12 protein-coding genes and 1 rRNA gene (1 of these 13 running past the window's edge) are annotated in these 12,908 nt (G+C 41.1%); 3 read left to right on the top strand and 10 right to left on the bottom strand.

Annotated elements, in window-relative coordinates:
• Positions 1-1,056: ribosomal RNA gene (locus VZF35_RS24380) — 16S ribosomal RNA — on the bottom strand; it reaches 510 nt to the left of the window's first position.
• 816 nt (positions 1,057-1,872) lie between these two features.
• Here VZF35_RS24380 and VZF35_RS24375 point away from each other — a divergent pair.
• Positions 1,873-3,054: an N-acetylmuramoyl-L-alanine amidase gene (locus VZF35_RS24375; protein WP_407308985.1), complete on the top strand. Its 1,182-nt coding sequence runs from the start codon at positions 1,873-1,875 to the stop codon at positions 3,052-3,054.
• 545 nt (positions 3,055-3,599) lie between these two features.
• Here the strand turns inward: VZF35_RS24375 and VZF35_RS24370 are convergent.
• From VZF35_RS24370 to VZF35_RS24350, 5 genes are all read right to left on the bottom strand, one after another.
• The gene (locus VZF35_RS24370) at positions 3,600-5,207 is read right to left on the bottom strand and encodes a peptide chain release factor 3 (RefSeq protein WP_407308984.1); all 1,608 of its coding nucleotides are present in this window, start codon (positions 5,205-5,207) and stop codon (positions 3,600-3,602) included.
• A 362-nt stretch (positions 5,208-5,569) separates the two neighbouring features.
• The gene (gene fdhE / locus VZF35_RS24365) at positions 5,570-6,352 is read right to left on the bottom strand and encodes a formate dehydrogenase accessory protein FdhE (protein WP_407308983.1); all 783 of its coding nucleotides are present in this window, start codon (positions 6,350-6,352) and stop codon (positions 5,570-5,572) included.
• A gap of 56 nt (positions 6,353-6,408) precedes the next feature.
• The gene (locus tag VZF35_RS24360; RefSeq protein ID WP_407308982.1) at positions 6,409-7,110 is read right to left on the bottom strand and encodes a formate dehydrogenase subunit gamma; all 702 of its coding nucleotides are present in this window, start codon (positions 7,108-7,110) and stop codon (positions 6,409-6,411) included.
• On the bottom strand, positions 7,110-7,943 hold the full coding sequence (locus VZF35_RS24355) for a 4Fe-4S dicluster domain-containing protein (protein WP_407308981.1): 834 nt from the start codon (positions 7,941-7,943) through the stop codon (positions 7,110-7,112). The genes VZF35_RS24360 and VZF35_RS24355 overlap by 1 nt, the downstream gene beginning before the upstream one ends.
• Before the next feature lie 400 nt (positions 7,944-8,343).
• Entirely contained in the window at positions 8,344-9,501 is a 1,158-nt protein-coding gene (locus VZF35_RS24350; RefSeq protein WP_407308980.1) for a cache domain-containing protein, read from the bottom strand.
• Positions 9,502-9,679: 178 nt separating this feature from the next.
• On the opposite strand from VZF35_RS24350, the gene VZF35_RS24345 reads away from it, so the two are divergent.
• Positions 9,680-10,138 (top strand): YbjN domain-containing protein, encoded by a 459-nt coding sequence (locus VZF35_RS24345; protein ID WP_407308979.1) that lies wholly within the window; start codon positions 9,680-9,682, stop codon positions 10,136-10,138.
• Positions 10,139-10,337: 199 nt separating this feature from the next.
• Here VZF35_RS24345 and trhA read toward each other — a convergent pair whose 3' ends face one another.
• Complete coding sequence (gene trhA, locus VZF35_RS24340) at positions 10,338-10,988, bottom strand: PAQR family membrane homeostasis protein TrhA (RefSeq protein ID WP_407308978.1); 651 nt, start codon at positions 10,986-10,988, stop codon at positions 10,338-10,340.
• Between the two features lie 231 nt (positions 10,989-11,219).
• Here trhA and VZF35_RS24335 point away from each other — a divergent pair, with 231 nt between their 5' ends.
• Positions 11,220-11,426, top strand: a complete 207-nt coding sequence (locus VZF35_RS24335) for an alpha/beta-type small acid-soluble spore protein (RefSeq protein WP_308894584.1) — start codon at positions 11,220-11,222, stop codon at positions 11,424-11,426.
• A 156-nt stretch (positions 11,427-11,582) separates the two neighbouring features.
• Here the strand turns inward: VZF35_RS24335 and VZF35_RS24330 are convergent, their stop codons facing one another.
• The 3 genes from VZF35_RS24330 to VZF35_RS24320 form a co-directional block, all read right to left on the bottom strand.
• Positions 11,583-11,780 carry a hypothetical protein gene (locus VZF35_RS24330; protein WP_407308977.1) on the bottom strand — a complete coding sequence of 66 codons (198 nt, stop codon included), beginning with the start codon at positions 11,778-11,780 and terminating at the stop codon, positions 11,583-11,585.
• Between the two features lie 77 nt (positions 11,781-11,857).
• Positions 11,858-12,256 (bottom strand): MauE/DoxX family redox-associated membrane protein, encoded by a 399-nt coding sequence (locus VZF35_RS24325; RefSeq protein WP_407308976.1) that lies wholly within the window; start codon positions 12,254-12,256, stop codon positions 11,858-11,860.
• Positions 12,253-12,666, bottom strand: a complete 414-nt coding sequence (locus tag VZF35_RS24320; protein WP_407308975.1) for a thioredoxin family protein — start codon at positions 12,664-12,666, stop codon at positions 12,253-12,255. Before VZF35_RS24320 ends, VZF35_RS24325 begins: the two co-directional genes overlap by 4 nt.
• Positions 12,667-12,908 lie beyond the last annotated feature (242 nt).

The raw sequence follows: 12,908 nt of genomic DNA, 5'->3' as shown, positions 1-12,908 counted from the left end.
TCCCCGAAGGGCACTCCCTTGTTTCCAAGAGATTCAGAGGATGTCAAGCCCTGGTAAGGTTCTTCGCGTTGCGTCGAATTAAACCACATGCTCCACCGCTTGTGCGGGCCCCCGTCAATTCCTTTGAGTTTCAACCTTGCGGCCGTACTCCCCAGGCGGAGTGCTTATTGTGTTAACTCCGGCACAGAAGGGGTCGATACCCTCTACACCTAGCACTCATCGTTTACGGCGTGGACTACCAGGGTATCTAATCCTGTTTGCTCCCCACGCTTTCGCGCCTCAGCGTCAGTTACAGTCCAGAAAGTCGCCTTCGCCACTGGTGTTCCTCCACATATCTACGCATTTCACCGCTACACGTGGAATTCCACTTTCCTCTCCTGTCCTCAAGATACCCAGTTTCCGATGCACTCTCAGGGTTGAGCCCTGATCTTTCACACCGGACTTAAATACCCGCCTACGCGCCCTTTACGCCCAATAATTCCGGACAACGCTCGCCCCCTACGTATTACCGCGGCTGCTGGCACGTAGTTAGCCGGGGCTTCCTCCTTAGGTACCGTCATGTCCCCTCAATATTTTCAAGAAGACCGTTCTTCCCTAAAGACAGTACTTTACAATCCGAAGACCTTCATCATACACGCGGCGTTGCTCCGTCAGACTTTCGTCCATTGCGGAAGATTCCCCACTGCTGCCTCCCGTAGGAGTCTGGGCCGTGTCTCAGTCCCAGTGTGGCCGTTCACCCTCTCAGGCCGGCTACTGATCGTCGCCTTGGTAGGCCTTTACCCCACCAACCAGCTAATCAGACGCGGGTCCATCCATCATCGATAGCATCTTCAGAGGCCATCTTTCCTTACGCTTTGATGCCAAAGCTTAAGCGTATCCGGTATTAGCCCTCGTTTCCAAGGGTTGTCCCGGTTTGTTGGGTAGGTTACCCACGCGTTACTCACCCGTCCGCCACTAAAAATTCTCTAAGTAAACTTATTGAATTCTCCGTTCGACTTGCATGTGTTAGGCACGCCGCCAGCGTTCGTCCTGAGCCAGGATCAAACTCTCCAAAAAAGTTATCTCTACTTCTTTGTTTGAAGTTGATGTCTTGCTCTTGATTCTTTGTGGAACTCTTGCGAGTTCCTCTCATTGGCTGTCCTTGTTGTTTAGTTTTCAAAGACCACGGTTTTGACTTTTTGCTTTTGACCTTTTGAGTCACAAGCTTCAGTTTAACACTCTCATTTAACATTGTCAATCATTATTTTTACTGTTTAATTGACTTGTTTTTGAGAGGCATCATCGCCTTAAGTGGCGCTCAGTTATAGTACCATTATTGATGATGTACTGTCAACTATTATTTCTCGAATTTTATCTTTTATGCATATTAAAGATGTATCAATCTTATTTTTGGGGTCCTAACAATTTTTATATGCAGAACTTATATTAAAACACTTTATCGAGATATGATAATGACCCACCGAGACCGAATAATATCATAAAACAAACAGCTGCTTACCCGCATAGTCTTTCTGAAATATAGGTATGTCCTAGCGCCTAATAGCTGCCCAATAAAATACGAGCCGATTAAAAAAGGATATGTTGTGAGTTCCCAACCAAGCCCTAAACGAATACGGAGAAAAATGATCATAGGCACAGGAACGTGAACTGATAAAAACCATGACAGAGAAAACTTTTTCACGTTTTCTCGCCAATAACCAAAAGGGATATTTAATAAAACTACGATTATCACCGCAAAGAGCCAAATCATCTCTTACATCCTTCCAAATAGAATTGACTGAGAAACATAATCTTTTTTATGAACTATGTTTACGAGATAACATCTCACAATATACATAGATTATGACTCTAACTAGAGGAGCGTGCAGCCGAATGTTTCAACGTCCTATCATATTATTCATCCGTAAACCTTGGTTTACAGGCCTGATAATCTTAGTCGTTTTATTGGCGTTTGGGACCGGGTCGTTAAAATTAAAAACTGCTTTCTCTTCAAATCTAAAGAATAAAGTTATTGTTATCGACCCAGGCCATGGTGGAGCTGATCCTGGTGCACAAAGTTCGGGGTTAAATGAAAAGGACATCAATTTGGATATTTCACTTCGATTGCGCAAAGTCTTAGAATCCAAAGGCTGTACAGTGATTCTTACCCGTGAGGTTGATAAAGATTTTTACCTTCCTGGTTTTGTAAAAGGACGATTAGCCAAACGAACAGAATTAAATCATAGAATTGATTTAGCATCCTCAAATAACGCAGACTTGTTTATCAGTGTTCATACCAACAGCTTCCCGCAACGAAGTACCTATGGAATGGAAACCTATTATCATCAGAAATCACCCACCGGAAAAATCTTAGCGGAACAAATTCAAAAAAGCCTCACCCAACTTCAGCCTGAAAATAAACGCCAAGCAAAAGCAGGAGATTATTACCTTATCAATCAGTCAAAAATGCCTGCCGTTATCGTAGAGGTCGGATTTATTTCCAATCCACGCGAACGAAAGCTCTTGTTGTCAAATGACTACCGCGACTCCATCGCTAAGGCAATTGCCGAAGGTATCGCAAATTATTTCGACGTTCCAAAAGAAATTCGTGAAGAGAGTCAAACCGCAACAAGTCAAGAGGGACCCTCACCAGTCAGAGGAAATGGGTATAAGGTTTACTTCTCAAATTCTAACTTGGACGGTTTAATTCCCGAGGACAGAATCATCAATCCTACAAAATGGAGTCAACTGAACCTTACCCAGAAAGCAAATCTAGTCTTAACCGATCTAATCAAGGGCTCGATCTCTCCAGATCACACGCGTACCCTTTCTCCAAATACCAAGATACTCTCCATCACTCTTCAGAATGATGTTATTACACTTAATTTCAGCAAGGACATTCGCGAGGACTTCATCGGTGGAGCCTTGGAGGAAGATATCACGATTAAATCCATCGTTTGGTCGATGGTGCAATTACCAGGAATTAGTGGCGTTCGTATTTTAATCGATGGTGAATATGGGGATTCAATCGGAGGGCATATTCTCCTTGATCACGTCTTGAATACTTATTCGTAATTTCAACTTGATTAATCCACATCACATTCTATTTAAACTGCCACTTAGACCTTTTACGAAGGAAATTAAGATATAAGTCGATGAAAAAGTCCCTTTAAGAACTCTGTTGTATAACTGAAATATTTTACAAATAAATTCCAAAACAGATATTGTCTTTTTGTTAATCTGTAGTATAATAATAGTTAGATTCGTTAACTGTATAAGAGGAGGCCAATTAATGCAGCCGATTAATCTCAATGTTACTACACCCGCTAATAAATCCACTTTGTATCCTCCGACATGTTCACAATGTCCTGATCGCGGGAATTGTGGCCAATGTATCGCCTTTTAATAATTTGTATTTCTATTCTTTTTAAATGTTTTCAAACTCCACTTTATCCCCTCCTTAATTTACGCTGGCTAACGTCGGCGTATTTTTTTACTTTAGTTGAAGGTAACCAAAAAAGCATCCTCCTTTCACTATCACAGTGAAAAAGAGGATGCTTAGTTTTGTAAATAGTAAGGTAAATGTGGAGCTTTACCTTCATGGTAGTTTCAAGGCGAAATTATATTTGATCCACAGTAAACTCTTTTGGCTGCTGGTAGAATTCTATCTCATAACGATCACTCAACCATTTTGCCTTCCAGTCGTCCAAGAGTAAAACAGCATAGTTCTCATCTTTATCTAAAACGACGGTACTCATACTTGACTCGGTTAGAAGTTTGATTGTTTTTTCATTCTTATCGACCCAGCGCACAATTTCATAGGGAAGGTGCTGAATATCTACCTTGACTCCATACTCTTCCCGCAGCCGATATTCCAGGACTTCGAATTGCAGCTGCCCGACCACGCCAACAATTGGAGCTTCAACACCGACATGGAGATCTCGAAAGACATGGATGGCCCCCTCTTCTTGCAATTCTTGGATTCCTTTAATAAATTGCTTGCGTTTTAAAGCATTGGCAATGTTAATGCGCGCAAAATTTTCAGGACTGAAAAATGGCATCGCTTCAAATTGTAGCCCATCTTTTTCCGTCAATACATCCCCTATCCTTAAAAGCCCGCTATCGTGAACGCCAATAATATCTCCGGCAAAAGCCTCCTCGAGAATCGTTCGTTCCTGTGCAAACAATTGCTGAGGTTGGGCAAGCCTGAGGCGACGATGGGAACGAGTATGAATAACATTCATCCCTCGTTCATAACGTCCGGAACAAATTCGGATAAAGGCGATACGATCGCGATGTTGAGCATTCATATTCGCTTGAATCTTAAAGATATAACCAGAAAAGCTTTCGGTCTCCGGAGCCAGTACCCCCATATTCGTGCTGCGCGGCTGTGGCGCTGGGGCGAATTCTAGAAAACTGCGCAGAAAATTCGGAACGCCAAAATTATTAAGCGCACTTCCAAAAAAAACAGGAGTAACTTCTCCATGATCCACTCGCTCCTGGGAAAAAACGTTGCCCGCCATATCGAGAAGATCAATTTCTTCGTGGAGTTGCTTAAGAAGCGCGTCTCCAATCCCTTCTTGAACGTTCGGATCACTGAGATTTCCGGAAACAGGGGGTTTGGCGCTCGTCTTACTGCTCCCAGGCGTAAAACGCTCAACCATACCGGTTTTTCGATCATAAATTCCTTTAAAATCTTGACCCATCCCAATCGGCCAATTCATGGCGTAGGATTCAATTCCTAAAACTTTTTCGACTTCGTCCATTAGATCAAGAGGATCCTTGGCATCGCGATCAAATTTATTGATAAACGTAAAAATTGGAATCCCTCTTTGCCGACAAACATGAAATAATTTCTTGGTCTGAGCCTCAATCCCTTTGGCAGCGTCAATTAACATGACAGCGCTGTCCGCTGCAGTCAAGGTACGGTAGGTGTCTTCACTAAAGTCTTGGTGTCCAGGCGTATCCAAAATATTAATAACATAACCCTGATACTTAAATTGGAGAGCACTTGAAGTGATGGAGATCCCTCTTTGCCGCTCAAGTTCCATCCAGTCTGACGTCGCATAACGCTCCGCCTTTCGTGCTTTTACCGAGCCAGCCTCATGAATTGCACCTCCAAATAGAAGGAGCTTTTCTGTTAGTGTGGTCTTACCAGCATCAGGGTGAGATATAATGGCGAAGGTTTTACGAGAACTAATTTCCGAAATTAAATCCGCTTGGTTCAATGTCTTTAGCTCCTTAATCTGTCAAATAATAATACCCTGTGTTACTCATCAAATACCCATTCTCTATTTTCTTTAGGCATTTTTCCAGTTCACTATAAATCTTAGACGTTACAAGATACAACCAGTTCTTTAGAACGCTAATAAACTATTAAAATTTCATTTCAAAATATTATTATAACATGCCCTGAGCTAAATCCTCAAATAATTCGTCTTAAGTCTCTTCTTAGGTTGATATGATATCCTTAATGATCACTCTAAAATTATTCTGTAGCTAACGAGTATTACATTTAAAACAAAACAAAAACGAAGCACACAGAACTAATTCTGATGCTTCGTTTTCAGTTTAGGCTATAAAATTCCCATTACTGAATTTTTTCCAAGTGGGCATGCTCAGAGAGCCATTGTTCAGCGGCGTAATTTAAAGGTAATGTTTTCATGTCTTCCCAAACTAAATCTTCCACCGTAAGCTGACGCAAATCAAATTCCTTAAAATACTGCCCACAAGCTTCACAGGTCACTAAGTCAATCCCCGGATAATCCTTAGTGTACAAATAATTTTGTTCAGACGCTTCTTTCCATCCGCACCTAATACACCCAACGCGCATCATTGGCCATTCTTGCCCACATAAGCTGCAGTGCAGAAAGCGCTTTCCCTGAGGCGGAGTCAGCACAGAAAGTGTGGCCTTTTCGCCACAAACCGGACAACTTGTTCCTTCATAACCGTTGATCCCATTAGGCTCTAACTGTCGACCTACAAAATCATTCCTATTCTCAAGAATGATTGATGATCGGGCGAGCTGAGCTATACCACTTAGAGCCAATCGAAGTGTACTTAACAGCTCAACATCAACGATAGATCGTCCCACTTTGAGGTTCAACCAGGTTTCCCTTAAGATGAATTCCGATGTATCTTCTCCCATAACCCGATTTAACTTTAACCAAAGTTCGAAAATTGCAGTTTCCGGTAGATTCCCCAATGGAAAGTAGGGGGGAATATCGGCAGGATTTAGCTTTTCCAGCCAAAATGATCCTCGCTCCTCCCGCCATGCTCTAATCTCTTCCTTGAGTAACGTATAGGTTTGATAAGCTTCTCCTAAAGCATTATCCTCTGCAACGTCAACCACCATTTTCTTCAATTCATTCATAAAGGGTTCTCTCCCCACTAACTTTGTTGTACGTTGTAAATATGTTGTCTATCCATTTAAGAGATTTTTTGTTCATTTTGAACACGCTCATACCATTTAGCGTGGTGAGTACGTGCAAATTTTGTCGATACATACCCATTCAGCATTCCAGGCAAAGCAGCCCTCGAATCAGGGTGTAAAACTCCTAAATATATATGCCCGAGTGCCGCCGCAACCATCATAAACATTGATAAATCATGAATGGGATATGCCCAGCGGACTAAACCTGGCGGAAGCCACGGTGCTAACCACATCACGGTTCCACTTAAAGTAATAAAGAAGGACCCAAAAATCGTAATCAATGAGTTAATTTTTTCTCCTCCGTTATATTTATCCTGCGGAGGATAATCGCCATGTCCGCCGAAGAACTCCTTGGGAAATGCACTAATGTGTTGCCAATCTGCTTTCGTGAATTTGAAGACGGATTTTAACCATTCCCAATGGTGACTAGGATTTCCGACAATAAACATCAGCCCCACTATAACTACAAAGACGATTGCACACCCACGATGGATTAACCTGGCTATTTGTATCCCTCCAAATACTGTCATGAGGGGTTGAAACGAGGGGTTGAGAATTCCCAAACCCGTAAAAAGCAACAGAAAAAAAGCAATGGCATGAACCCAGTGACTAATACGTTCACCCTTAGTAAATCGCAAAACTCTATTTAAGTTAATCGGTTGGCGTATCTGTCTTTTAGTTTGAGTATTAATGCCCATCAGTCTTTCTCCCTCTTTTTATGATCCCTTTGACTCGAAGCAGTCATCTTAGCTTGATCGTCGCCGGAGCGATAAGCACCTTTTAAGAAATTGGCAAAAGCTCCAATCACAACCGCAGCCGCAGCTCCTCCAACCGCAATCCCGCCCACGGGACGAATGACATCTTTCCAGAGTGTCAGGGAAAGCGGAACCGTTGGATTGGCAGGAAGACCATAAACTTCCGGGCGATCCAATAAAAGATAGAGATAGGTCGTGCCACCCATTTCTTTTTCTCCATAAAGTTGCGACTTGGGGTGAGTTTTTCGAATCTCGGTAAGGCGTTTTTTCGCTTGCCCTAGTAACATATCGTATTCTCCAAACTCTAAAGCACCCGGCTGACACGTCTGTACGCAGGCTGGCTTCAGATTGTTTTCGACCCGATCAATACACCCTGTGCATTTAAAGGACTTCTGCAGAGCTTGATCGACCTTCGGAACTCCAAAGGGACAGTTTTCGGCGCAATACCCACACCCAATACATTTCTTGCGATCGATTACGACAAACCCTGATTCCGTCTGGGTAATCGCTTTAGAAGAACAGGCTTTCAAACAGGCAGGGTCTGCACAGTGAAAACATTGGGCCTTGCGCATTAGAAAATTCATGGTCTGATTCTCGTAAGTTTCTATAAACGTCATGTACGTCCAGGTCTTGGGCGTAAAGTCCTTCTGCGCCTGGTAGCTTGTTACCAGCTGGGTTTTCTCTGCGGAGAGTCCATTCCATTCCTTGCAGGCCACGGAGCACGCTTTACACCCCGTACATTTCGAGGTATCCACGAACACCATTTTTTTCGTCATTCCTAAGCCCTCCTTACATTGACCAAACACACTTTGTACTCCGGAGTCCCTGCGCGAATTCCCTGAGTACCGGTGGTATGTTGAGTCATCCCTAGTGCATAAAGAATGGTTCCCGGCCTACTTTTACAGAACAGATCCGCAATTTCTTTAATTTTAGACGCCGGAATTCCTGTAATTTTTTCAGCAGTTTCAAAGGTATACCGGGAATATTTATAACAAAGGTTTAAGGCGTGCTTAATGCTAGAAAAGGATGAGTGAAAGTTTTCGCAATTGGTAATTCTCCGAATATTGATATTATTCTATCCTCCTTTTAAGTCCATGTCTTCATTATGTTCATTAAGTAAATAAAGAAAAGTTAATGTAAATAGAAAATGCCTCCTTTTCAGGAGGCAGCAAGCACTTAATTACGAATAGGATAAAACAATTTGACCGGTCTTCCAACTGTCCCATATTTTAACTCGGTGGCCAAAACTCCGCACATTTCTAAATAATCCAAATAACGGCGAACTGTAACCCTCGTAAGTTTAACACCCTCGGCAACCTTTTCAGCCGAGACATGCTCAGGCGTTTCCAATAAAAACGCTAGAATTTGTTTCAGGGTAACGACATTTAAACCTTTCGGTAAATCCTCTTGCACCCTATATTTCTGTTCATAAACGTTAATTAAGCTTAGATGTGTCCCGGAATTTGATTCTTTAATTTCAAGACTATCGTCAGACGGTCTTACCTCCTCAGCTTGGAGCATTGCTGCCCCTCTGTCCCTATCAACAGTCACTTTACTCATTTCGTCTGCAATATTGCTTAGCCGCTCGACCATCTGGTTAAAAGCGGCAGCTAAATCCCCGATCTCTTTGGATCCAGTAACATTAACCTTTTCAGTCGCATGTCCTGTTGCTACATCTCGTGTACCCAAAGTAATCTCATGAAGGGGCCGGATAATCATTTTTTGGATAAAAAACCATGTTAACAAAATCACCATCAACGTCAGCCCTAAACCCAAAACACTGAGTCGGATCAACGAATTTACTACGAAGGACTGGGTGTAGCTTTTAGATATTCCAACATAAAAAATCCCTATTATATCTCCCTGATTATCTCGAATTGGCTCATAAGCAGTTTGAAACAGCTGACCCACAACATTGGCTTCTCCAAGATAGATTTGGCCGTTTTTCAAAACAGTCTGAGCTACAGCGTCGGAAACTTTAGTTCCAATCGCTCGTTCTCCGTTAACTCCACGCACCGTCGTGGCTGTACGAGTATCTCCAAGAAATAGGGTGACCGTATCACCCGTCAGTTCTGATAAATGATCCACTAGGTTTGTTTGATATGAAATTAAAACGTCTCCCTTATACAAAGTTCCTGCTTTTATCTGCCACTGCCCAGGAATACTAACGTTAATAATTTCCATGCAAGTTGCTAGATCCGTCTTCGCTTTCACGATAGCAGCCTCCACAGCTCGTTCCTTCATGTACCACCCGAAAACAAAAATGAAACTCGTCGCTAAAAGAATCAGAGAACCAAGCATAAGCAAGACAATTTGATGTTTAAGTGAACGCACCTCAACCCCTCCTCATGAGAAAGGCAATTTCCTTATTCTTTTGATATGATTTAATTCCACTATTATACTCGTTTTCCAAATGAGTATTTTTTAATCGGAGCTTTTTTTAGGGCAGGAATTGAGCATCTTCACGTGGAATTCATTAGTTAACAACCGCGGAAAAAGGAGGGTGCTAACCATGTCTTTGTTTCAGGTGCTCTATGAAATTCTAAGTCAAAACGGCTGGGATTTTGACTTTGACACGAAGAATGAAATCATCAAACTTGAGATTCGAGGGGTTAACGCTAATTTTCATGCTTTTCTTTTAGTTGATGAAGAGCAAGAATCCTTACTTTGCAATACACATATTAATCAGAAAATTCCTCATGCCAAACGCCTTGTCGTATGTGATTTCATGAGCCGCGTGAATTATGAACTTGCTAACGGTAATTTTGAAATGGATATGGATAACGGTGAAATCCGTTTTCGCACGTTTCTGGATCTTGCCGATGCAGAGCCCTCCAAAGATCAGATTTTAAACATAGTCTGGAACGGTGTTCTCGGTTTTGACACTTACTATCCTGGTTTAATGAAACTTGTCTATGAAGACTATAGTGCTGAAGAAGCTGCAGCATATTGCAATGAAGAAAATGCTTAACGAAAATAAAGAAAACTTGGCTGGCGCCCGAAGACACTGTCTTCGCACTTGTTAGCCTTGGCGAAGGCGGCTGCCTTAGTTGCCCATATGCTTCAGACGAAGACACTGTCTTCGCACGAATTAACCTTCTTGCAGTATACAACAAAGTTATACTTTCAGATTAGTACTAAAAAGGAGTGGCAAATTTGCCACTCCTTCACTATGCAGTCATGGGCACAATATAGATCAGCATCATAATAAAATGGACCAGACTCCCCACCGCAATAAAGAGATGAAATATCTCATGAAATCCAAACCGTTTAGGAAAAAAATCAAAGATTTTAGTCGCATAAATAACCGCACCTATAGTATAAGCTACGCCGCCTACGGCCATAAGGATGATTGCACCTTTGGGGAGGTGATGAATGAGCTGCAAAAAAGGTACTAAGGCAATCCATCCTAGGGAAACATAAAAAGCCGTTGATACATACCGAGGAGCATGGATGAGCCATAATTTTAAGGCCATTCCAATTAACGCCAAAACCCAAACGGATATAAGCATTGCCCAACGCCAAGCCCCTGCAAGGCCAAAATAAAAGACCGGGGTATAGGAGCCTGCAATAAGAAAATAGATAGCAATATGATCAATTTTCTTTAAGAGAAGCTCCTTTTTGGGAGTCGTTCGAACCCAATGATAAACAGAACTCGCCCCATAAAGCATAATCACACTAATACCATAAATCGTCATAGTAATGAGTTTAGAGATATTGTCTTTGCAATTAATGATCAAGAATATAAGACCAACAATAGCTGCCATAAAAGGGACAAAATGTGTCCACGTGTTGACTGGTTCTTTCATCTTTAAACTCATTGGAAAGCCTCCTAAACCTATGTATGTTTACTGGCTATAATTGTAAACCTTACCTAAAGCAAAATCAACATCACAACCTGTAGGTATTCATAATGGTTCTTGAGTTTAACAAACTTACAAAAAAGGTAAGCAATTTATATTGTAGCAATAATTACCTGAGTAATAACAGCGCTCTAAGACATAATAAGAATGTTCCAGTACACAAACACATTTTAAAGGAGGGTTCCTATCATGGCAGGAGAAAGAAATACAAACACACCAGCAGCTCAAGGTGCTTCACAACAATTGGATCAATTCAAGTATGAAGTTGCGAATGAAATGGGACTCCAACTCGGCGGTGACCGCACTAGTCGTGAAAACGGTTCTGTCGGCGGTCAAATGACCAAACGCATGATTCAATTCGCTGAAGAGCATCTCAAAGGCGGAGCAAGAATCTAACGTTTAGCCAGCTAACATGGCATCTAAACAAGAAGGATATCGTAAGATATCCTTCTTGTTAATTTTACTCTTAAATAACTATAATTTTAACACCCCCTGAACACAATAAACATTATGCAATGAAGTTACGAATAGCAAAAAAGGAGCTTTTCGCTCCTATTTAATCGTACCATCAGTTTCTTCCAAGTGTTTTTTCTTTGAGGCCAGTTGAGCTTTAACATCTTTAATTTGGTGCGCCGAAAGTTCTTCAGCATTTTCCTCTAAGAATTCTTCATTTTTATGAATGTTTTGGATGGTTAATTCCAGCTTTTTTAGGTCTTCAAATTTATCCTTATTGCCATCTTTTCTGGGCATGCTCTTCACCTCAAAGCTAGTTTATCCAAAACAGAAGGATTCATCCAAATAATCTTCTCGGTCCAAAAGCTCTGCAATTAGCAGCTTTTCCATTCTTTCCAACAAACAATACCGGCTAAAATCAGAATAAAAAAATCCCTAAGTACATAGTAAAGGCTAATTTTCTCTGGCCCGCCAAATCCAAAACATCCACAGCCATAGGGTAGAACATTACTATAGTTTAGAGTTATTTGAATAAGAAAAACTAAAGACAGCAAAAGTAAAAAAATACTGGAATACTTCGATTTCCAATTTAAAACTAAGGATAAACCTGCTAATATTTCCAACCAAGGAAATACAATGGCAATCAATAAAGCTATTAATGCCGGCAAAAAGGGATAATAAGCCAAAATAGTTGCTTTAAAAAGGTACAAGTTAAAAAGCTTTGACCCTCCCGCGAATATGTAAATTCCCGCAAGCAGTACTCTTAATATCAATTTGTTCCACCTGTTTCTTGAAAAAATTTCTTATACTCCTCAACGGTTTCAAAACCTCCGGTAATACCTTTAACTAATTTATGATTATTATAGACGAAAATCGAAGGGGTCCCCTGTATTTGAAACTCTTTGCGCAAATAATCATATTTTTGCACATCGACTTTGACAATAGTTTTGATCGTAAGTTCCTTCACTGCCTGTATCAACTTAGGTTCGGACTTAATACATTGTTCACAGGTTGGCGAATAAAAATAGACATAAAAATTCTCACCACTATCTATTTTTTGTTGTAATTGATTGGGGGTAATATCCGGTATCTGGTTTGTTTTGAACATTTGTGATTGCCACAAATAAATTCCAACGGATAATAATATTCCTACAATGAATATTACAAGAAATATTCGTTTCATCCCACCACTCCCCCACTTTGTAAACTTAATTTTCTATTCTTTCCAAGGGACGTTATACCAGTCTGTCTCCCCTCAATTGACGTGCAATGATTAGGATTAATAACACACCATCTGTTAACCAATTCCTAGTTGAGACGTATACAAGTTAGTATACCATAATGAGCAAAGATTCTTGCTCATTATATATCCTTCATTTCCTTGATATTCAATGCACATAGACAAATTCCTTTTTAAGTCCAATA

The organism is Desulfosporosinus paludis, assembly GCF_045689965.1.
Classification (GTDB): domain Bacteria; phylum Bacillota; class Desulfitobacteriia; order Desulfitobacteriales; family Desulfitobacteriaceae; genus Desulfosporosinus; species Desulfosporosinus paludis.
The sequence above is the reverse complement of the archived record's forward strand: the minus strand, read 5'-3'. Positions and strand labels throughout refer to the sequence as shown.